Origin of the sequence: Segatella copri (genome assembly GCF_019249765.2) — a bacterium.
GTDB classification, from domain to species: domain Bacteria; phylum Bacteroidota; class Bacteroidia; order Bacteroidales; family Bacteroidaceae; genus Prevotella; species Prevotella copri_K.
Genome location: NZ_CP152484.1, coordinates 1,045,440 through 1,068,754, shown reverse-complemented (window position 1 = coordinate 1,068,754; position 23,315 = coordinate 1,045,440). Strand labels below are relative to the sequence as shown.

Below are 23,315 nucleotides of genomic sequence, written 5' to 3'. Positions count from 1 at the left end.
TCCTGAACCCAAAGGGACAGTTCCTCTTTAAAAGGCAGTTTCCGAATCGGAATCTGAATCGTGAGTTCTGAAGATAAAATGAAAAATCGGCTAATCCTTGCACGGGGAAAGCCGATTTTACTATTTCTTAACAAAAACATCTATGTTCTTTACAAAAAAAATCAATGCAGCGGTGCCTCTTCCGAAGGTCTGCCAGGCTTTATTCTGAGATGATATCTGTTTCCATCATATTCCACGCGCATGATGTTCGTCCTGTTGGTCTTCATCTCATCGCTCGAATGAGCCACAAGATGTTCGTATAGATCTACTGCCACATGACCCATCGTTCTGCGCAGATTGATTTCGATGCAAGGAACCACGCCCAGTCCGGTTCTGTTTACGTCCTCACCTTCCTGATTCAGCACAGCCTCGCAGAATTCCTCCTTCTCCCCTTTCGTGCAGATCATCATGTCTACTCCAAACGGACCACTGTAAATATCCTTCAGCGCCGGCTCCATTACCTCGATGATGCGCTGTCTGATTCCGGCAAGCTGCGCCTCGCTAATGAGCGGTTTCATCATTTCCACCTTATCATCTTCAGAGCAGAGCACATTGCCCGAATAGGCATTCTTGATCGTATCGAATAGCGAAAGACCGCGATAGAGCACCTTGCCATCTTTCATTTCAAACTCCATGGCGAAATCTCTCACCTTATTATATAGGGGTTCTACGGTTACGCCGCCCTGATGATAAATCATGTTTGCCACCCATCTTTCGAAGGTAGGATAATCTCCGGCTGTTCTGAAGTCCTCAGCACTCACATATTTCACTCCCCTCCCACTACTGCTCCAGGGAGCCTTGACAACAGCTTTGCCGTGCTGGAGAATGAGTTCTTTGACGCGAGCCGTCTCAGTAACATATTCCACGCCACGCTGCAGATGAAGGGCAGCCCATTGCCTGCTGCTCACCTCGCGTACCTTATTTAATACAGCATCAGTCGGCAACATAATCTCCGGCATTCCCAAACGCTCCAACTCACCTTTCAGCGACAGGTTCCATCCCCAGGGATGAACACTGTCCAGAAATTCAGTCTTGAGCAGATGCTTCAGCTGAGGCTTGGTGATGAACTCAACCTTGCTGTTCAGCTCAGCCCCAAAATGGCGCACCCTGTTCTTCGCAAAATCAATATCATCCACAAGTACGAGGTCGCCCTCTTCCGCCCAAAGAGCCGGAATGAAAGCAAGATCACTTCTAAGTTGTCTACCCGCATGAGGCGCGGTGAACTGTTTCAGATTTGCAGCCAAAGCCAAATCATGTTCTGGATTGAAAATATGTAACTTCATGGTGCAAAGATATAAAGAAAAGTGCGAAAAAGGGCAGAAAATCCCCATTTTTACTTAGACAAGTGCTAAATAATGAAAAAAAAGTTACTTTTTGCTATCTAGAGTTTGCAAATTAGAAATATTTAATTACCTTTGCATCGTAAAAACAATTAGAAACGATATAAACTCATGGAAGAAGCATTCTTCAGAACACATACATACCTCGTAGAGCATACGGACGCACCAGTAAGACGCACTCTGATGGACGAAATCGACTGGAGCGACCGTTTGATTGGCATAAAGGGAACACGCGGTGTAGGAAAGTCTACATTCCTCCTTCAATATGCCAAGGAGCACTTTGGCCCTACTGACCGCAAGTGCCTGTATGTGAATATGAACAATTTCTATTTTCAAAGCAGAGGAATCGCAGATTTTGCAGGTGACTTTGTTCGTCACGGCGGCAGAACCCTTCTCATCGACCAGGTCTTCAAGCAGTCGGACTGGAGCAAGGAACTGCGCAAATGCTACGACCTCTATCCAGAGTTAAGAATCGTGTTCACAGGTTCCAGCGTGATGAGACTGAAGGAAGAGAATCCTGAGCTCAATGGAATCGTGAAAAGCTATAATTTGCGAGGCTTCTCTTTCAGAGAGTTTATCAACCTGCAGACTGGCAACAGTTTCAAGCCATATACACTCGATGAAATCTTGCGTAATCACGAGCACATCATCAAGCAGATACTGCCTAAGGTGAGCCCGATGAAGTACTTTCAGGACTACTTGCACCATGGATTCTATCCATTCTTCCTGGAGAACCGCAACTTCACAGAGAATCTACTAAAGACAATGAACATGACGACCGAGGTAGACATCCTCCTCATCAAGCAAATCGAACTGAAATATCTCACCAAGATCAAGCGGCTCTTCTATCAGCTAGCTGTAGAAGGTGCCAAGGCTCCCAACGTGAGCCAGCTTGCCGAAGAGATCAACACCAGCAGAGCTACGGTAATGAACTACATCAAGTATCTTGCTGATGCGCGACTCATCAACATGATTTACCCTACCGGGCAGGAGTTCCCAAAGAAACCATCCAAGGTGATGATGCACAACACCAACCTGATGTACGCCATCTATCCTATCAAGATAGACAAGCAGGAGGTGATGGAAACATTCTTCGTCAACTCGGTCTGGAAAGACCACAAGGTAAGCCAGACCGGCAAGGACCACTACTTCATTGTAGATGGTGAGAAGAAGTTCAGAATCTGCGATGCGCAATCTCCAAACAAGGTGCGCAACAATCCCGACATCATCTACGCCCGATACAATACCGAGGTAGGCAAGGACAACAGGATTCCGTTATGGCTTCTGGGTTTCCTATATTAGGGAATGTTGAATGTGGAGTGTTGAATGTTGAATTGCCTAACGGCATCAGCATGAAGACACATAAGGGCGCAAGCCTAACTCAACACTCAACATTCAACACTCAACATTAGAATAAGAACATTAGAATAAGAATGAATTAAATACAAAACATTTTTAATATTTTATCTAAAAGTAAAATGGCTAAAGAGAAAAAATTTATCACTTGTGATGGTAACACAGCTGCCGCACACGTAAGCTACATGTTTACTGAGGTTGCTGCTATCTACCCTATTACTCCATCATCACCAATGGCGGAGCATGTAGATGAATGGGCTGCCAAAGGTCGTAAGAACCTTTTCGGTCAGCGAGTTTCTATCCAGGAAATGGAATCAGAGGCTGGTGCTGCAGGTGCAGTTCACGGTTCTCTCCAGGCTGGTGCCTTGACTTCAACTTACACTGCTTCTCAGGGTTTGTTGCTGATGATTCCTAACATGTACAAGATTGCTGGTGAGTTGCTCCCTTGCGTGTTCAACGTATCAGCTCGTACATTGGCTTCTCACTCACTTTGTATCTTCGGTGACCACCAGGACGTAATGGCTTGCCGCCAGACAGGTTTCGCTATGTTCTGCTCAGGTTCTGTTCAGGAGGTTATGGACCTCTCTGCAGTTCCTCACTTGGCTACATTGGAGACAAAGGTTCCTTTCATTAACTTCTTCGACGGTTTCCGTACTTCTCACGAGTACCACAAGATCGAGGAGATGGATATGGAAGACATCCGTCCATTGGTTAAGGAAGAGTTCATCGAGGACTTCCGTAACCGTGCTTTGACTCCTGAGCGTCCTGTTACTCGCGGTACTGCTGAGAACCCAGAGACATTCTTCACTCACCGTGAGGCTTGCAACACTTACTACGATGCAATCCCTGAGGTAGTAGAGAAGTACTGCCAGGAGATGACTAAGATCACTGGCCGTGAGTATCACCTCTTCAACTACTATGGTGCTGAGGATGCTGAGAACATCATCATCCTGATGGGTTCTGCTACAGAGCCAGCTCGCGAGGCTATCGACTACTTGAACAAGCAGGGCAAGAAGGTTGGTATGGTTGCAGTTCACCTGTTCCGTCCATTCTCTGTTGACTTCCTGAAGAAGACTATCCCAGCTACAGTTAAGCGTATCGCTGTTCTCGACCGTACTAAGGAGCCAGGTGCAGAGGGTGAGCCATTGTACCTCGACGTTAAGTCAGCTCTCTACGATGACGAGCGCAAGCCATTGATCGTTGGCGGTCGCTACGGTCTCGGTTCTTCTGATACAACTCCAGCTAAGATTGTTGCTGTATTCAAGAACCTCGAGTTGCCACAGCCTAAGAACCACTTCACTGTAGGTATCGTTGATGACGTTACATTCACTTCTCTCCCAGAAGAGGAGGAAATCCCAATGGGTGGCGACGACTTGTTCGAGGCTAAGTTCTATGGTTTGGGTGCTGACGGTACTGTTGGTGCTAACAAGAACTCAGTTCAGATTATCGGTAACAATACTAACAAGTATTGCCAGGCATACTTCTCTTACGACTCTAAGAAGTCTGGTGGTTTCACCTGCTCTCACTTGCGTTTCGGCGACAGCCCTATCCACAGTGCTTACCAGGTAAATACTCCTAACTTCGTAGCTTGCCACGTACAGGCTTACCTCCACATGTACGATGTAACACGTGGTTTGCGTAAGAACGGTTTCTTCCTGTTGAACACTATCTTCGACGGTGAGGAGTTGGTTAACTTTATCCCTAACAAGGTAAAGCGTTACTTCGCTCAGAACAACATCACAGTTTACTATATCAACGCAACTAAGATTGCTCAGGAGATTGGTCTCGGTAACCGTACCAACACCATCCTCCAGTCTGCATTCTTCCGTATCACAAAGGTTATTCCTTTGGATCTCGCTGTAGAGCAGATGAAGGCATTCATCGTTAAGTCTTACTCTAAGAAGGGTCAGGACGTTGTAGACAAGAACTTCGGCGCTGTTGACCGTGGTGGTGAGTACAAGCAGTTGACAGTAGATCCAGCTTGGGCAAACCTCGCTGACGATGAGGCTAAGGAGGATAACGCTCCAGCATTCGTTAAGGAGCTCGTTCGTCCTATCAACGGTCAGGCAGGTGACCTCTTGAAGGTTTCTGACTTCGTTAAGCACAACACAGTTGACGGTACATGGCAGAACGGTACTGCAGCATTCGAGAAGCGTGGTGTTGAGGCATTCGTACCAGTATGGAACGTAGAGAACTGTATCCAGTGTAACAAGTGTTCATTCGTTTGTCCTCACGCAGCTATCCGTCCATTCGTATTGACCGATGAGGAGCTCGCAGGCATCGAGGGTCTCCAGACTCAGGATGTTAAGGCACCTAAGGCTTTGGCTGGAATGCACTTCCGCATCGAGACTTCAGTACTCGACTGTCTTGGTTGTGGTAACTGTGCTGACGTCTGCCCAGGTAAGAAGGGTGAGAAGGCGTTGACAATGGTTCCATTCAACGTAGACGCAGAGGATATGGTCAAGGAAGCAGCTAACTGGGAGTACCTCGTACACAAGGTAGCTTCTAAGCAGGATCTCGTTGACATCAAGCAGAGCCCTAAGAACTCTCAGTTCGCTCAGCCATTGTTCGAGTTCTCTGGTGCTTGCTCTGGTTGTGGTGAGACTCCATACGTTAAGTTGATTTCTCAGCTCTTCGGTGATCGTCAGATGATTGCTAACGCTACTGGTTGTTCTTCTATCTACTCAGCTTCTATCCCATCTACTCCATATACAAAGAACGCTAAGGGTCAGGGTCCTGCATTCGACAACTCATTGTTCGAGGACTTCTGCGAGTTCGGTCTCGGTATGGTAATGGGTAACAAGAAGATGAAGGAGCGCATCGCTCACTTGCTCGAAGAGGCTAAGGCTAGCGAGAAGGTTTCTGCTGAGTTCGTAGCTGCTGCTGACAAGTGGATGGCTAACATGAACGATTCTGAGGGTTCTAAGGAGGCTGCTGCAGAGTTGAAGCCTCTCATCGCTGCCTGCGCTGAGAAGGGTTGCCCTATCTGCAAGGAGCTCAAGACTTTGGATCACTACCTCGTTAAGCGTTCACAGTGGATCATCGGTGGTGACGGTGCTTCTTATGATATCGGCTACGGTGGTCTCGACCACGTATTGGCTTCTGGTGAGGATGTTAACATCCTGGTACTCGATACTGAGGTTTACTCTAACACTGGTGGTCAGTCTTCTAAGTCTACTCCACTCGGTGCTATCGCACAGTTCGCTGCTCAGGGTAAGCGTATCCGTAAGAAGGATCTCGGTTTGATGCAGACTACATACGGTTACATCTACGTAGCTCAGGTAGCTATGGGTGCTGACAATGCTCAGACATTGAAGGCTATCCGCGAGGCTGAGGCTTATCCAGGTCCATCACTCATCATCGCTTACGCACCATGTATCAACCACGGTTTGAAGCGTAAGGGCGGTATGGGTCGTTCACAGCACGAGGAAGAGTTGGCTGTTGAGTGCGGTTACTGGCACTTGTGGCGTTACAACCCACTGTTGGCTGATGAGGGTAAGAACCCATTCACACTCGACTCAAAGGCTCCTAACTGGGAGAACTTCCGCGACTTCTTGCTCGGTGAGGTTCGTTACCTCTCTGTACAGAAGGCATTCCCTAAGGAGGCTGATGAGCTCTTCTCTCAGGCAGAGAAGATGGCTAAGCTCCGTTACCAGACTTACGTTCGTAAGAGCCAGGAGGACTGGAGCGAGCAGATCTAATCTAGCGATATTTCAATAGGTTAAATATATCATCTCCGAAGACCTTGGTTGCGTTCTGCAATCAAGGTCTTTTTTGTTTAAAAATGCTCCATATTCATGTAAAAATTGGAAATAAGTGATGAAACATAGGGAAAAATCGTGATTTTAAGATTGAGTTCTTTAGGGGCAATTCTAATTGTTTTGTAAAGAAAACAGAACATTCACATGTGGTATAAGACGGGCTGAAAGCCCAAAAGCTCTTAGCCCAGGGCGTATTGGATAATTTCAACCGTACAGATCGAACTATTATGGATTTTTAATCCGCTAAAAAAACGGCGCAAAAAACGCAATCAGTCTGAGTAATGTAAATTATCCTTACCTACCCAAAACAGAAACCCTAAGAGGCAAAAATCAGTGCTTTTTAGTGATTTTTCGAATGAAAAACGCAAAATAAGAGGGTTAGAAAGGTGTTTTACCTCCTCTACAAAGGGTGAATAATGCCCATCCTCGGACTTCAAAACCCTATCGATTTTAGATATTTTTGACCGAAACAAAAGCGAAACAAAAGGTAAATAGAGGACATTAGAGTACGAATAAGGCATAATCATATAGTGACAGATATAGATTAGGTTACACCAATGCTATTGAAGTAATTCTATATATAAATTCCGTATGGTGCTAACAATTAACACTTTAGCATATCTCACCTTTCATCATTTCACATGTTCTCAAATATTATAATCCGGTCATTTCCGGTCATGGTCATTTTCGGTCATTTTTATTTCGGGGGAGAAAATGGTCACCTATAGTATAATATAAATAATTATTTATATTTACTATAGCTCAAAATGACCAAACTCTTTTTGGAAAATGACCGAAAATGACCATGACCGAAAATGACCGCTTGCCACTCTGGTTCTCAATGCCCCCATTCACCCCCATTTACGTTAACCAGTAATAGAGTTCAGCTAGAAAGCCAATAGAAATCAGTATCAATCAAACACTTACACTACTTCTCCGAAAGAAAGTCAGGGTAAAAGCTTGCATTCTGCCCAAAAATGTTGTATCTTTGCACCGGCAATCGAAAGAACAGCCTTTTGCACCTTGCTCAGGTCTTCTCTTAAGACCAACACGGGTCATAAGTGATGGCAAGCGCTGGTCATCAATGAAGACCCCGAAAACGGCAGGAACGGGGCATTCTGGGGAGTTGCTTAAAGAAACAAAAATTTGAACAAGAAGAAAATAATATGATTACAGTTGATGGATTGACCGTAGAATTTGGCGGCACCACCCTATTCAAAGACATTTCCTTCCAGATCAACGAGAAGGACCGTATAGCCCTGATGGGAAAGAATGGCGCAGGAAAGAGCACATTGCTCAAGATTATCGCCGGTGTGAGAAATGCTACTCGTGGCACCGTTTCCGCTCCCAAGGATTGCGTCATCGCCTATCTGCCTCAGCATCTGATGACCGAAGACGGCAGAACCGTATTCGAGGAAACCTGTCAGGCGTTTGCCCATCTGCACGAAATGCAGGCTGAGATTGACCGCATCAACAACGAGCTCACCACCCGTACCGATTACGACAGCGATGATTACATGCAGCTCATTGAGAAAGTATCCTCTCTCTCAGAGAAATTCTACGCTATCGACATGACTCATTTCGAGGAAGATGTAGAGAAGACGCTGCTCGGTCTCGGTTTCGAGCGCTCTGATTTCAACCGCCCTACAAGCGAGTTTTCGGGAGGATGGAGAATGAGGATTGAGCTGGCAAAACTGCTCTTGAAATCGCCAGACGTACTGCTGCTCGATGAGCCAACCAATCATCTCGACATTGAATCTATCGGCTGGCTCGAAGACTTCATCATCAACAGTTCGAAAGCAGTAGTTGTCATCAGCCACGACCGAAAATTCGTTGACGACATTACAACAAGAACCATCGAAGTAACCATGGGCCGCATCTACGACTACAAAGCCACTTACAGCCAATATCTGGAACTGCGCAAGGAACGCCGCGAACAGCAGATGAAGAAATATGAGGAACAGCAGAAGATGATTGCTGAAACCAAGGACTTTATAGAACGCTTCAAAGGCACTTATTCTAAAACCTTCCAGGTGCAGAGCCGCGTGAAGATGCTAGAGAAACTGGAACTTATCGAAGTGGATGAAGAAGATACAAGCCGCCTTCGACTCAAGTTCCCGCCGAGCCCACGAAGCGGTGCTTATCCGGTTCAGATGAGCGACGTGGCGATGTCGTTTGATGACAAGAAGATTTTCAGCGGCGTGAATCTTACCGTAGAAAGAGGCGACAAGATTGCCTTCGTGGGAAGAAACGGAGAGGGTAAGTCAACTCTTGTGAAATGTATCATGGGGCAGCTTCAGAACGAAGGAAAGTTGGAATTGGGACATAATGTGCAGATAGGTTATTTCGCCCAGAACCAGGCTTCTCTGCTCGATGGCGAACTTACCGTATTCCAGACCATTGATGATGTTGCCAAAGGTGAAATCCGCAACAAGATACGCGATTTGCTGGGAGCATTCATGTTTGGCGGAGAGGACTCTACCAAGAAGGTGAAAGTATTGTCGGGAGGTGAGCGCACCCGCCTTGCCATTCTCAAGCTGCTGCTGGAGCCGGTGAATCTGCTGATTCTCGATGAGCCTACCAACCACCTCGACCTGAAGACCAAGGATGTGCTGAAACAGGCCTTGCTCGATTTCGACGGAACGCTCATCGTGGTTAGTCACGACCGTGATTTCCTCGATGGTCTTGTCAGCAAGGTTTATGAGTTCGGTCATGGTCGCGTCCGCGAACATCTCTGCGGCATTTACGAATTCCTGGAATCGAAGAAGATGGAAAATCTTCAGGAACTGGAGAAGAAGCAATAACCCCTATTCTATTGTTTTCTTATCAAAAAATATTTCAAGCATAAAACAAAAAGTCCTGATGTTTCAAACAAACAAAACATCAGGACTTTATTTTTTCTATCTATTCGGAAAAAACATTCCCGAAAAATTCTATTCGGAAAAATTTCCTTCCGGAATTACCAAAGCTCCAGGCGCTGGTTCTTAGGAATGAACAGCTTATCGCCCTCCTTTACACCAAATGCCTCATACCATGCATCGATGTGAGGAAGCGCACCATCAACACGCCACTTGCCGAGAGAATGAGGATCATTCTTTACGCGGTTGCGGATTTCCTTATCAGTAATGTTCTGTCCCCAAACACCTGCATAGGCGAGGAAGAAACGCTGGTCAGGAGTGAAACCATCCTTGTTCTTCAATGGCTTCTTAGCTGTAGCATTCTTGAAGGCATTGTATGAAACCATCAAACCACCGTGGTCGGCAAGATTCTCGCCGAGGGTGAAACGGCCGTTGGCATTCAGATCAGGCAACACCTTGATGTTGCTGAAGAAATCAGCATACATATCAGCACGCTTATTGAAACCTTCTGCATCAGCAGGAGTCCACCAGTCCTTCAGATTACCGCTAGCATCATACTGACGACCCTGATCATCGAATCCGTGAGTCATCTCATGGCCGATTACTACGCCGATAGCACCATAGTTGAATGCTGCATCTGCCTTAGGATCGAAGAAAGGATACTGGAGAATACCAGCTGGGAAGCAGATCTCGTTGGTAGTAGGATTATAGTAAGCGTTCACGGTCTGAGGAGTCATGTACCACTCATCCTTATCTACTGGCTTTCCTGCCTTCTTTGCAATCTCCTTATCGTTGGCAAACTTGCGGCAAGCCAACACGTTCTCATAATAGCTCTTAGATGGATCGATGCTGAGCTTGCTGAAATCAGTCCACTTGTTAGGATAACCAATCTTTACATAGAACTTGTCGAGCTTGTTGTGAGCAGCTTTCTTTGTAGCATCGCTCATCCAGGTCTGAGCATCTATACGCTGACCGAGGCTGATCTGAAGATTCTTCACGAGTGTCTCCATCATCTTCTTAGAGCTTTCTGGGAAATAGCGCTTGCAGTAGATGCGACCGAGCGCCTCGCCCAACTGAGCCTCTACCTGAGTAGTAGCGCGCTTCCAAAGAGGATAATCCTCCTTACGGCCACTCATAGTCTTGCCGAAGAATTCGAAACGGGCTTCGCGAATCTCATCGCTGAGGTAAGAAGCAGAACTACTGATGATGTCCCACTCCATCAAAGCCTTCAATGTGCCTGGACATTCTGCAGCTGCCACCTTGTCATAACCGGCGAAGAAAGCAGGCTGACCTACGATCATCTCCTTGAGATTTTCGCTCTTGATTCCCTCCGCGTTGGCAAGTGCCTCGAGAGGAATGTTAGGATAATTCTCCTTGAATTCTGCCAAGGTCATCTTGTTGTAGTTGGCCTGAGGATCACGAAGTTCGGTACGGCTCTTAGAGAAAGTAGCGAGCGTTGTTTCGTGAAGGAATACGGCAGAAGCCTTCTTGGCAGCTTCATCAGCAGAGAAACCATAGAGCTGGAACATCTTGTTGAGGTAAGTCTTATAAGCCTCACGGATAGCTACGGTTGCAGCATCGTTGTTGAGGTAATAATCCTTGGTACCGAGAGTAAGACCGCCCTGCATCAGGATGTAGATGTTCATGGCTACGTTCTTCTCATCGGCATCGAAACCTGAGACATAGCCCAAACCGAGACCCATCCATGCATACTTAACCTGAAGCTTCTGAAGCTCGTCCTTGGTCTTGGCAGCTTCAATCTCATCCAACAGAGGCTTTACTGGAGCGATTCCAGCCTTGTTGCGGCTGTCAACATCCATAGAGAGTTTGTAGAAATCAGACAATTTCTGCTCAATGGTTCCAGCCTTGTAAGTCTTCTTCTGGAGTTCAGAAAGAATGGTGTTGATGCGCTTGTTGTTGTTCTCAGCCAGCCGGTCAAAACTGCCATAACGGCTGTAAGCGGCAGGAAGAGGATTGTTCTTCTGCCATCCGCCTGTAGCAAACTGATAGAAACTGTCTGCTGGCTTCACTGTCTGGTCGAGATTGCTCATGACAAGACCCGATTTATTCTGAGCATCAGCGCCTAATGGCAGAGCTGCGATCAGCATCATCGGTAAGATCATTTTCATTTTCATTTTCTTCTCTTTTATATATTAATGTTATTATTATTTCGAAACTTCTTCCAGTTCTTCCGAAAGGAGCATCCAGCGCTCGTTCTCCTCATCGAGACTCTTCATGAGTTCGGTGTATTCGGTCACGAGTTCCATGTTGGTTGCATTTTCCGGTTTCATCAGGAGCTCATCAATCTCCTTCTTTCTCGCTTCCAGCTTCTCTATCTTCGTCTCACATTCCTTCACGGCTTTCTCAGCCTTACGGATCTTCTTCTGCTGTTCCTTATGTTCAGCGTAGCTCTGCTTGCCGGATGTGGCAGAGGCAAGGCTGTCGGCTGTAGAACCTGATGCAACAGAAGAGCCGGAAGTATTGGCAGAAGGCGAACCGGCAGAAGCCATGCTCTGGTTGGCAAGAGCCTGATTGATGTTCTCGGCATTATGGGCACGGAGATAATCGTAAATACCACCGAGATGCTCACGAACCTTGCCGCCGCCAAACTCATAGACCTTATCTACCAGACCATCGAGGAATTCACGGTCGTGGCTCACGATGATGGCTGTTCCATCGAAAGCCTTGATGGCTTCTTTCAGCACATCCTTCGACTGCATGTCGAGGTGATTGGTAGGCTCATCAAGAATGAGGAGATTCACCGGTTCGAGCAGGAGCTTGATCATAGCCAGTCGGCTGCGTTCGCCTCCACTCAGTACCTTGACAAACTTCTCAGAAGTCTCGCCGCCAAACATGAAGGCGCCCAGGAGATCGTTCACCTTCAGACGCATTTCGCCTGTTGCCACATTGTCGATAGTCTGGAAGATGGTAAGATTCTCATCCAGGAGCTGCGCCTGATTCTGGGCGAAATAACCAATCTGCACATTATGACCAATCTTGAGCGTTCCGGTGAAAGGAATCTCACCCATGATACATTTTACCAGGGTAGACTTACCCTCGCCGTTCTTACCCACGAAAGCCACCTTCTCGCCACGCTTGATGGTAAAGGTAACATGGTCGAAGACGGTATGGGCACCGTAATCCTTGCGCACCTCATCGCAGATGATAGGATAATCGCCACTTCTGAGACAAGGAGGGAATTTGAGGTGCATCTGCTTGTTGTCAACCTCATCCACCTCGATAGGCACGATTTTCTCGAGCTGCTTGATTCTGCTCTGCACCTGAACCGCCTTGGTAGGCTTGTAGCGGAATCGCTCGATGAAATCCTTGATGTCGGCAATTTCCTTCTGCTGGTTTTCGTAGGCACGGAGCTGCTGCTCGCGTCGTTCAGCACGCAACACCACATACTCATCGTATTTCACCTTATAATCTTCTACCCTTCCGCAAGTAATTTCGAGGGTACGGTTAGTTACATTGTTGATGAAAGCACGGTCGTGACTCACAAGAACCACAGCCTTAGCACTCTGCGCCAGGAACTGCTCCAACCACTGGATACTTTCAATATCAAGGTGGTTGGTAGGCTCATCGAGGAGCAGTACATCAGGCTTCTGCAACAGAATCTTGGCAAGTTCGATACGCATTCGCCAACCGCCGGAAAACTCCTTGGTTGGGCGCTCGAAATCATCGCGCGTAAAGCCAAGACCGCTCAAGGTGCGCTCTATCTCAGCCTCATAGTTTTCGCCACCCATCATCATGTAGCGTTCATGTTCCTGGGTAAACTTCTCTACGAGCTGAGCATAGCTTTCGCTCTCATAGTCGGTGCGGTCGGCCATTTCCTGCTGCATCTTGTCCAGACGCGCCTTCATCTCGGTATTATGGGCGAAAGCCTTGCGGGTTTCCTCTTTCACGGTCGTATCGTCCTGCAGTTTCATCACCTGTGGCAGATAGCCGATAGTGGTTTCGTTAGGAATAGCCACAATGCCGTCAGTAGGTTTCTGCAAACCGCAGAGAATCTTGAGCATCGTAGATTTTCCGGCACCATTCTTACCCACCAGGGCAATGCGGTCGCGGTCGTTGATGACGAAACTTACATCATGAAAGAGAGGCTTAACGCCAAACTCTACTTTCAGTCCTTCTACTGAAATCATCTATTTTAATTTATAATTTACAATTAATAATTTATAGTTTTCCTAACTTCTTTTACGGAATGAGCAGGGATGAATCTCCATAGCTCAGGAAACGGAAATCATGCGAAAGAGCATAATCGTAAACCTTCCTCCAGTCGCCCTTGAGGAAAGCACTCACCAGAAGCAGGAGCGTACTCTGAGGCTGATGGAAATTGGTGACCAACATCTTCACAATCTTATACTGATAGCCAGGAGCAATGATAATCTGCGTGCTGGAATGGAGAGCCTCCAAGCCGTTGCGGTCCAGATAATCGATGATTGCCTGAATAGCCTGCATCGGAGTAATTCCATCTACCAGATTGCCATCTTCAGAAAGCTCGTAAGGATCCCACTGTTTTACGTGCAGATCTTCTTCGTTTGCCTCAGGATGCTTCAGCAGATGAACGCCCATGTAATAGAGGCTCTCGATGGTACGGACGCTGGTGGTTCCTACGGCAATGACCCGACACTCGTGCTTGATGAGTTTTTCCAGACTGCGGCGATGAACAACAATGTATTCCGTATGCATCTGATGTCCTTCGATTTCAAGACTCTTCACCGGTTTGAATGTGCCGGCTCCTACATGCAGGGTTACTTCTTCGCGGTCGATTCCATGCGCATCAAGATCCTTGAGAACCGCATCGGTAAAATGAAGTCCGGCAGTTGGAGCAGCCACACTTCCCTTGATTTTAGAATAAACCGTCTGATAGGTGGTCTTGTCGCTCTCCTCTGTCTTGCGGTTGAGATATGGAGGAATAGGCAACTCGCCTACTGCTTCGAGAATCTCAGCGAAAGACACCTTGTCGTTGTCCCAATCAAAGTCAACCCAATAGTTGGTTCCTCCGCCTTTGGCAACCATTTCCTTCGCTTCAGAACCGAGAGCATCTCCGCGTCGCATGGTAGCGCTGAGCGTAAGCTTGTGGCCCTTGATTTCGAAATCACGCTTCAGGCTTCCCTCTTTCCATTTCTTCAGATTACCGATCATGCAGAGCCAGGAACAATGTCCGGTGGTCTGGAACATGAGTTCATAATCAGTAGGTTCTGCAGGCTCCATCAAGAAAACCTCAATAAGCGCACCTGTTTCCTTGCGGAAGTGCAGACGCGCTTGTATCACCTTGGTATTGTTGAATATCATCAAGGCTCCTTGAGGGAGATATGTGGGAAGATGATGGAAAACATCATCGCTTACTTCGCCGTGCTTATAGACCAGCAGTTTGCTGTGGTCGCGCTGGGCAATAGGGAATTTTGCGATGCGCTCATCCGGTAAATCATAGTTATAATCACTAATTTTAATGTGTTTTGTATCCATTATTTATTTTACTTTTGAACTTTTATTTCTGTACTAAAGATTTGCCATCTGACAGGTGGCATAAAACACAACCATGATAAGGGTAAATATCACTACGGTCATGATTTTATCTACATCATCATAGTCGTAACCCGTACTCGTATACTGGTTGGAAATATACTTAATCTTTGGGGAGATGCGGTAATACATCCTGATGTAGATAAGATAAACGACAACTCCCACCACAGCTCCGATAGCCAGACCGCAAAGAATGTCGACCGGATAATGAACACCCAGGTAAAGACGGGTCCAACAGTTCACGAGCGACCATAATAACAGGGTCCACGTAACCAGTTTGCTGCGGATAAGCAACGAGAAGAAGATGGCTAACGAAAGCGTATTGGCTGCATGAGCCGAACAGAAGCTGAAACTCTTGAGGCGCATATTGTCAACCACCTGAACCGTATACTTGAACATCGGGTCGCTGGAAGGTCTGCATCTTTCAGCCAGCGGTTTGATGATTCCATCCACCAGTCCATCAGCCAGAAAGATACAGAGCACCGCTCCTCCTACCACGAGTGCAATCTGGCCCATCATCTCGTTGTTTCTTATCACAACAACGAAGAGGACGATATAAAGCGGAATCCATGTCCAGCCCGACGTAAGCGCCATCGCCATCTGATCGAGCCAGACATTCTCGCTGCCGTTAAACACATGCAACAGCTGCATGTCAAAATCTTGTATCCTACTAAAATCCATTCTCTTTATTTTAATCAGATTTTTTAAAATCAGATTTCCTCAATTGCCTTGGTTTCAATCCAGCCTTCTCTACCGTCTCCTACCTTGATTTCACGCCAGCCTTTCATCGCCTTATCGGTAATGTCAACTCGGGTTCCTTCATGCAGCAGGAAGAGGTCAACGCTCGTCTTGGCGGGAGTCTTCTTCACATTGACAGAAGGAGCGATGATGATGGCTCCCGTACGGTTGATGAGCATCTGCCGCTGCTGGTAAGCAAAGAGATTGCTCAGCAGGAAGACTGCCACGAAGAAGATTCCACCGAAGAAACCAATCTTGCGCAAAACGATATGCGAACCGAAGAGATAAACCAATACCAGAACCAGTGCCATGATGATGGCTATGATGCCTGTCTTAGCCCAACAGTCAACACTCGTAAAGTTAACCAGCGCCTTCCACCAGGTTACGAAGAACATCTCGCTTTCCGGAGTAATCTTATCGATGGTCTTGCTACGTGCAAACTGCAGGTTGAAACTGATGTCTTCATCGCCTGGCGAGAGCAGATGGGCACGCTCATAATTGAGCACAGCCTTGGTAATATTGTCTGTACGGTAATAAGCATTGCCCAAGTTATAGTAAACTTCGGCAGAAACACCATAGTTGTTCAATATTTCCTCATAGTCGCGTATGGCCTGCTGATAGTTACCTTTCTGATATTCCGTATCAGCATTGTTCTTGGTTACAGCGCCTGCAGAAACCGAGCAGCCCAACATTACCATGATCATCAAGACGAAGGAATATCCGGTTGCACTCTTCTTGCGCTGCTTACGCGTTGCATTGATAGCATTTTCTATATCCATAATAGCAGTCATTGCTGATTCGAATGTACGGTTCATATTGCCGGCAGGGTCGCCCGGCGCATAGCGTTCAAACTCACATTCATCGAGCGCAGTTGTAAACTTCTCGATAGTTCTCTCCTCAACACAATGTTTTTCGAGCATAGCCTGAATGTTTTCACGTGAGAGCTTTTCGGCAGGCATGTTGAGCTTGTAGCTTACATAGCCCCACAAAGCACGGAGCACTTCATCGTAGAATTCTTCCTGCTTGCCACCGAGCATCAGCAGATGAGCCTTCTTCAGGCGCTTGGTTGCTATCTTGTTTGCCTTGTTGGAACGGACCTTTACAAGGTCGGCATTCTCGAGAGCACGGCGGCGGAAGACAATGAGCAGGGCAAAGAAGGCTGCCAATGGAACCAGCAGACTGGTCCAGTAGCCGAAGCTTCCGTAGAACATATCGTCAATATCATGGAGCTTAGACTTGCCCAGTTTCAGCGCATGAATGTCCTTATCCTTGTTGCTGAAATCTGAGGTTTCATTGTCTGATGTTCCATCGCCCTTCTCTACATTCAGCGTAAACGGCTGGGTCTTGATTGTCTTGTACTTGTTAGCCGAAGTATCATAATAGGTGAATTCTACCGCAGGAATGGTATAATTTCCCTGATTACGAGGCACAGCCAGGAAGTCATAAATCATATTGCCTTCTACGCCATTGGCTGTAAGGCGGGTCTTATCTGTCACCTTCGCATCGTACTTGTCAAAATCCTTAGGGAAGGTAATGACAGGCTGCTTGAGCAACTTCAGGTTTCCGATTCCTCCTACCACTACACGAATGGTGATTGGTTCGCCAGCCTTTACTTCCTTCTTGTCTATGGAAGCACTAATATTGAATTTACCTACACCGCCCGAGAAGTTGGCAGGGCGCTGAGGCAATGGATCAACCTGAATTTTCACACTAGGAGCTATAATATCTTTCTTTACTTCAACATAGCCAGAACCGCCATTGAAGAAAGCTTCCATCGGGTCAACGTTTCTGTTCTGCTGAACCACGATTCCCTTGAAGGTAATGGCTGGAATGGTGAGGCTTCCCGTCATCTGCGGATACATAACATACTGGCTCCATGTAACGCATCGGTAAGGTCGGCCGTTTACGGTTTCAGTATGGAAGGTCTTCTGCTGAGGCAGTGGAACTTCCTGGTTGTGGAATCCCTTCAGGTCAGGCATCTTGCCTTCCAGCTGGGTAAGGTCTACCTGCGTGTAAACCTTATAAGTAAGGAGCACCGGTTCCTGTTCGTGAACACGTCGCTTGTTGGCTGTAACCTTGATGAAGAGGTCACGGCCTGATATTCTTGATCCGGCAGTTCGCATGCGTGGTTCATTATAATCATTCTGTCCGTGCATGGAAGGTGCACCGTTGTTGCGTGCAGCATGGCCAGAAACCGTAATCTTAACCGGATGGGAAGAGAGTTTCTTACCATTTACGATGGCATGAGAGGCACCAATGCCAAAGGTTCCGTTCTTAGCTGCGTAGAGCGTATAGGTAATGGTTACCGACGATGAAGAGGAAGTATGGCCATTGATCATCTGATAACTGGACTGCGATGAGGTGTAAGGACCTGCGATTACCTCAAGTCCTTCTCCTACTCCGCCCAGGCGGAATTCCTCTACATCACGTGTATTGATGGTATAGGCCACACGGAAGTTTTCTCCCGCCGCCACGTGTGTTGGTGCCGACACACTGATATGCTGGGCTTTCAGCTGCAAACTGAAGCCCAGAAGCATTGCCCATATAATAATAAACCAACCTATATGTTTCATGTTCTAAATTTATTATACTCGTTGTATTATTTTACTTTTTACCAGTTTTTCTCATATTGCTTTCTGCGAGGCTGACTCATCGCTTTCTGCATCTTGCGCTTCGTATCCTTCTCCTGCTGGATGGCAGCGTTCAAGAGTTGTTCAGCATTATCTTTGCTCATCTTGTCCTGATTGTTCTGATTCTGCTGATTGTTCTTATTCTGGTTGTTCTTGTTTTTGTCGTTCTTGTTCTTGCCTTTATTCTGATCTTTGTTCTGATCCTTGTTCTGCTTGTCTTTGTTCTTGTCCTTGTTTTTATCCTTTTTGTTCTTATCGTTCTGCTTGTTCTGCTTCTGGTTTTTAAGCAGTTTCTTGCAGAGGGCAAGATTATATCGGGTTGCATTGTCCTGCGGATTGCAGCGCAGGGCGTTCTCATAACATCCTATGGCTTGCGCATATTGCTGATGCTGCTGCATGACCACACCCATGTTGTGGTAACTTTTGGCGCGTCGCATCTTGTTCGTTTCCAGTTTCGAAGCATTCTCAAACTGTATCATTGCCATCGAATCCTTCTGCTGCATCATCAGGGCGCAACCCAGATTATAGACAGCCTGCGCATTCTTCTGGTTCTTGGAGATAGCCTTGCGATATTGCGTTTCGGCTGCAGCCCACTTCTGTTTATGATAGGCGCGGTTTCCCTGGCGGATGAAGTTGCGGTCGTTCTGCGCTCCCACCTTCGCCAAGCCCAGCACCATCAGGGCAAAAACCAATATATATCTTAAATATCTCATTCCTATTATATAATAATGTATAAACGTTTATCAGAAAGGCTTCTTGATGTCTTTCTTAAAAAACTTGATGTTTCTGAGCAGAGGATTCTTTACCTCAAGCAGACAGATTTCGATGATAAGCAACAGGATGACAAGAATACCTACAGCCTGGAACTGTTCATCATAGGCGCTGTAAACCACACTCGTTACATCGCCTTTCTGCAATTTGGCAATATCATCATTCAATGCTCTTTCCGCATCGCTGGTGTTATCTACATGAATGTACTGACCCTTGCCTGCCTGGGCAAGTTCCTTGCACATCTGCTCATTCAGGGCGGTCATTACGGTGTTGCCCGCATTGTCCTTCAGATAAGAGCCGTCGCCCATAGGGATTGGCGCTCCCTTGGTGTTACCTATGCCCAGGATAAAGACATTGATTCCTTTCTTGTTGGCAGCAGCCGCTGCCTCCTGTGCACCAGGCTCATGGTTTTCGCCATCGGTAATAACGATGATGGCTCTGCCCACATTCTCCTGCTGAGTGAAACTCTTGGAAGCCAAATCGATGGCTGCTCCGATATTGGTTCCCTGGGTCTGGATAAGACCAGGGGTTATGTTCTGGAGAAACATCTTTGCCGAAACATAATCGGTGGTGATTGGCAACTGCACAAATGCATCGCCTGCAAAGACGATGAGTCCAATCTTGTCGTTGTTAAAGTTGTCGACCAGATTTTCGATAAGCATCTTACTCTTGTCCAAACGGGATGGAACCACGTCCTGACAGAGCATGGAATTTGAAATATCGAGGCAGATGATGGTTTCAATACCATGTCGCTTATCGTGAGAAATCTTGCTGCCCATCTGCGGGCGAGCTACCATCACGATGAGAAGCGCCAAGGCTGCAAGCATCAGCACAAACTTAACTGTAGGGCGATATTTGGAGATGTTGGGCATGAGCTGTTTCAGAAGTTCCGGATCGCCGAGCTTCTTCAGTTTAGCCTTTCTTCTTCTCCATCCTATCAGTCTGATCAGAATCAGTACTGGTATTATCCACAACAGCCAGAGAAATATAGGATCTTCAAATCTTAACATTTTCTATTCTAATTATATCTTCTATTCGATTATCCGATAATCAGTAAAATATCTCCGATAACTGGTAAAATATCTCCGAAAGATAGCAGAATATCTCCGAAAGATAGCGGAATTTCTCCGATAATCAGTAATGGCTCAGTATCCGGATTACGGAATTCTTCTGAACCAGGTGATGCGGAGCAGGATTTCTACCAGCAATACCAGGAGAGCTGCCAGGGCGAATGGCTGATAAGCTTCATATCGCTTAGCGAAATGCTTGACATTAAACTTGGTTTTCTCCAGTTTATCAATGTCCCTGTAAATCTTCTTCAGCTCATTATTGTTCGTAGCGCGATAGAAATTACCATCGGTTGTCTGCGCAATGTCGCTCAGCGTCTTCGTATCTATCTCTACCGGAATATTGACGTACTGTACTCCTCCTGCCACAGGCATTGGATAAGGAGCCACCTTGTTAGTTCCTACACCGATGGTGTAAACACGTATTCCGTAGCTTTTGGCAATCTCTGCTGCGGTCATAGGTGAGATTTCGCCCATGTTGTTACTGCCGTCGGTAAGAAGAATCACAACCTTCGATTTTGACTTAGAATCCTTCAGGCGGCTCACAGCATTGGCCAGTCCCATTCCCACTGCAGTTCCATCGTCAATCAGTCCCCGGGCGGCAATATCCGTACGGGTTGCCTGCAAGAGGCGCAACAGACTGGCATGATCGGTTGTCATCGGGCACTGGGTGAAAGCTTCACCGGCAAAGATAGTCAGACCGATGTTGTCGTTCGGTCTTCCCGAGATGAATTCTGTTGCCACATCCTTAGCCGCTTCCATACGGTTCGGTCTCAAATCTTCGGCAAGCATAGAGGTGGAAACGTCCATTGCCAACATTATGTCAATGCCTTCTACCGTCTTGTTGTCCCAAGCCGTATGCGTCTGCGGACGAGCCATCGCACAGACGATGAGCACGAAACAGATGCATCTCAGCACCATTGGCAGATGGATGAGACGCACACGCAGGCTCTTCGGAGCATATTGATACTTTTTCGTGTCGCTCATGCGCATGGTTGGCGCATTCTTCTTCCTGTAGAGGAAATACCATAATATATAAGGTATCAGCAACAGGAGCAACAGAAAATAGCCTTTACTTGCAAATTCCATTTCTATATTTTTCTATTTATAGCCAGACAAAGAGTTGCGGAATAAACCGCTTTGCCCGGCGAAACGTTTCATAAGAACACCCTGCTTTACATCAGCAGCATGGCTGACTGATAAATGATGTAACCCAACAGAGTCAGACCTACGATGACTCCTATCCAGAGGAGCGACTTGATGAGGCGGCGCTGAGATTGCGTCTTCTGCTCTTCATTGGTCAGCTGCGGAACCACCTTTTCTTCTGTAGGTTTCTCATCTGTCTTGGTCTGGTCGATGAAGTTGATGGCATTCACCAGGTTTGCGTCGTTCTCATTCACCAGGGTTTCATATTTGGCAAACTTCACGAGGTCGGCAGTCTGGAAGAGTTCCTTCAGTTCATCAATCATCTTCTGGTCGCCTGCTTCGCGCAAACGTTCGATGATTTCCATACTGGTCATTTCCATCGCATTGAATCCGAAACGGCTCACGATATATTCTCTCAGCGTATTGGTAAGCTGGGTGTAGTAAGCCTTCTGTGTTTCCTGATTCTCTACGTGCTGCTGCTTGATGACGTTGATTTGATTCAGCGCCTTTTCATGAGCCGGAACACGTTTTACGATGCGGATATGGGTGATGATTGGCTTGTTGTTCTTCAGTCTGTTGCGCAGATAAAGCCATGCGCCACAGAGGATTAACAGCAATAGGCTCAACCAGAACAGCGCACTCCATTCGCTCCAGGAGAAAGGATTATCCTGAACATCCTTAGGCGGATAGAACTGGTTGGGATGAACCGTATCTACGGGCACGGTGAGCACCTTCAGCGCAAGCTGGTTGCCATGACAGTTCTTGCCGTTTACCTTCACATTGAGCGCAGGAATCACGTACACCTTTTCGTCAAATGAAGTCAGCGTATAGTCGCGGCTCACCACCATGCGGTCGTCGCCTATGTGCGAAGTGTCGCCCTTACTCTGCTCTACCACTTCCACTCCAGGCGTAATTTGCTGCTGCGGCTTGAAAGATGGCAGTTGCACCTTATCGCCCTGCTTTACCGAAGCCTTCAGATGCAGCACGGTCTGCTGTCCTATCAGTATCTGCAGCGAGTCGATGCGTTGCTCTACCTGCTGGGCTTGAGCCAAGCCTGAGCACCCCAGGAGAGCGAGCGACAATATGATATTCTTTACTTTAAACATAGTTTCTTTACTTTGAGCTTTCGGTTTATCAGCCCCTCTGCTTGAAAAGCATCAGGAGCGCCTTCGAGAAGTCCTCGTTAGTGGCAATCGAAGTCCAGTCGACCTTGCTTTTGGCAAAGTCGGTTTTCAGATTCTCCTGCTGCATCAGCCATTGCTGGGTATGGGCCATTCGCAGTTTCTTCGAACTTGTATCAATATACATTTCGTGTCCGGTTTCTGCATCCATCACCTTGAGCAGTCCTACATCTGGCAGCACCTTGGCACGCGGGTCGTAAACCTGGATGGCTACTACATCATGTTTCTGGTTGGCAATCTGCAACTGATGCTGGAAATCCTTATGATCGTAGAAGTCGCTGATTACGAAAGCTGTGCAGTGGCGTTTCATCACGCGGGTGAAATATTCCAGGGCGCAACCGATGTCGGTACGCTGGCTCTGCGGCTGGAAGTTGAGCATTTCTCTGATGATATAGAGAATATGCTTTCTTCCTTTCTTAGGCGGAATGTACTTCTCGATACGGTCAGAGAAGAAGATGACACCTATCTTGTCATTGTTCTGAATGGCACTGAAGGCGAGTGTGGCAGCAATCTCAGTAGCCAGATCGCGCTTCATCTGCTTCATCGTACCGAAATCGAGCGACCCGCTGACGTCTACGAGCAGCATCACCGTCAGTTCCCTTTCCTCTTCAAACACCTTGACGTAAGGCTTATGAAAGCGGGCGGTCACGTTCCAGTCGATGTCTCTCACATCATCGCCATACTGATATTCGCGCACCTCGGCAAAGGCCATTCCCCTACCCTTGAAGGCAGAATGATACTGACCTGCGAAGATGTTCTGACTCAGTCCGCGAGTCTTGATTTCTATCTTCCGAACCTTTTTTAAGATATCTTGTGTATCCAACTTATTACTTTGAACTTTGAATTTTGAACATTGAACTTTATGATTAGTGAAGCAAGCGAATTTTTCACTCTTC

The 23,315-nt window shown here is 46.9% G+C and carries 14 protein-coding genes; 3 read left to right on the top strand and 11 right to left on the bottom strand.

Annotated elements, in window-relative coordinates:
- Nucleotides 1-161 precede the first annotated feature (161 nt).
- The gene (locus KUA46_RS04710; RefSeq protein WP_218486526.1) at nt 162-1,322 is read right to left on the bottom strand and encodes a hypothetical protein; all 1,161 of its coding nucleotides are present in this window, start codon (nt 1,320-1,322) and stop codon (nt 162-164) included.
- Between the two features lie 168 nt (nt 1,323-1,490).
- Between KUA46_RS04710 and KUA46_RS04705 the strand changes: the two genes are divergently transcribed.
- The 3 genes from KUA46_RS04705 to KUA46_RS04695 all read left to right on the top strand — a co-directional run bounded on the left by KUA46_RS04705 (nt 1,491) and on the right by KUA46_RS04695 (nt 9,300).
- Nucleotides 1,491-2,681 (top strand): ATP-binding protein, encoded by a 1,191-nt coding sequence (locus tag KUA46_RS04705; protein ID WP_022121990.1) that lies wholly within the window; start codon nt 1,491-1,493, stop codon nt 2,679-2,681.
- Between the two features lie 176 nt (nt 2,682-2,857).
- Entirely contained in the window at nt 2,858-6,436 is a 3,579-nt protein-coding gene (gene nifJ / locus KUA46_RS04700; RefSeq protein WP_022121989.1) for a pyruvate:ferredoxin (flavodoxin) oxidoreductase, read from the top strand.
- Nucleotides 6,437-7,662: 1,226 nt separating this feature from the next.
- Nucleotides 7,663-9,300, top strand: a complete 1,638-nt coding sequence (locus KUA46_RS04695; RefSeq protein WP_117727937.1) for an ABC-F family ATP-binding cassette domain-containing protein — start codon at nt 7,663-7,665, stop codon at nt 9,298-9,300.
- 155 nt (nt 9,301-9,455) lie between these two features.
- On the opposite strand, the gene KUA46_RS04690 is transcribed toward KUA46_RS04695, so the two are convergent.
- From KUA46_RS04690 to KUA46_RS04645, 10 genes are all read right to left on the bottom strand, one after another.
- A complete protein-coding gene (locus tag KUA46_RS04690; RefSeq protein WP_218486525.1) occupies nt 9,456-11,489 on the bottom strand; it encodes a M13 family metallopeptidase in 2,034 nt (677 codons plus the stop codon).
- Between the two features lie 30 nt (nt 11,490-11,519).
- On the bottom strand, nt 11,520-13,502 hold the full coding sequence (locus KUA46_RS04685; protein ID WP_218486524.1) for an ABC-F family ATP-binding cassette domain-containing protein: 1,983 nt from the start codon (nt 13,500-13,502) through the stop codon (nt 11,520-11,522).
- A gap of 52 nt (nt 13,503-13,554) precedes the next feature.
- The gene (locus tag KUA46_RS04680) at nt 13,555-14,829 is read right to left on the bottom strand and encodes an S-adenosylmethionine:tRNA ribosyltransferase-isomerase (protein WP_153137412.1); all 1,275 of its coding nucleotides are present in this window, start codon (nt 14,827-14,829) and stop codon (nt 13,555-13,557) included.
- A 33-nt stretch (nt 14,830-14,862) separates the two neighbouring features.
- Nucleotides 14,863-15,567, bottom strand: a complete 705-nt coding sequence (locus KUA46_RS04675; RefSeq protein WP_153092259.1) for a phosphatase PAP2 family protein — start codon at nt 15,565-15,567, stop codon at nt 14,863-14,865.
- Between the two features lie 29 nt (nt 15,568-15,596).
- The gene (locus tag KUA46_RS04670) at nt 15,597-18,197 is read right to left on the bottom strand and encodes a BatD family protein (RefSeq protein ID WP_218486523.1); all 2,601 of its coding nucleotides are present in this window, start codon (nt 18,195-18,197) and stop codon (nt 15,597-15,599) included.
- Between the two features lie 38 nt (nt 18,198-18,235).
- The gene (locus KUA46_RS04665; RefSeq protein ID WP_218486522.1) at nt 18,236-18,967 is read right to left on the bottom strand and encodes a tetratricopeptide repeat protein; all 732 of its coding nucleotides are present in this window, start codon (nt 18,965-18,967) and stop codon (nt 18,236-18,238) included.
- 30 nt (nt 18,968-18,997) lie between these two features.
- Nucleotides 18,998-20,035 (bottom strand): vWA domain-containing protein, encoded by a 1,038-nt coding sequence (locus KUA46_RS04660; protein ID WP_022121981.1) that lies wholly within the window; start codon nt 20,033-20,035, stop codon nt 18,998-19,000.
- 147 nt (nt 20,036-20,182) lie between these two features.
- Complete coding sequence (locus KUA46_RS04655) at nt 20,183-21,181, bottom strand: vWA domain-containing protein (protein ID WP_006846684.1); 999 nt, start codon at nt 21,179-21,181, stop codon at nt 20,183-20,185.
- 86 nt (nt 21,182-21,267) lie between these two features.
- Nucleotides 21,268-22,344 (bottom strand): BatD family protein, encoded by a 1,077-nt coding sequence (locus KUA46_RS04650; protein WP_218486521.1) that lies wholly within the window; start codon nt 22,342-22,344, stop codon nt 21,268-21,270.
- 28 nt (nt 22,345-22,372) lie between these two features.
- The gene (locus KUA46_RS04645; protein WP_006846686.1) at nt 22,373-23,242 is read right to left on the bottom strand and encodes a DUF58 domain-containing protein; all 870 of its coding nucleotides are present in this window, start codon (nt 23,240-23,242) and stop codon (nt 22,373-22,375) included.
- Nucleotides 23,243-23,315: the final 73 nt, after the last annotated feature.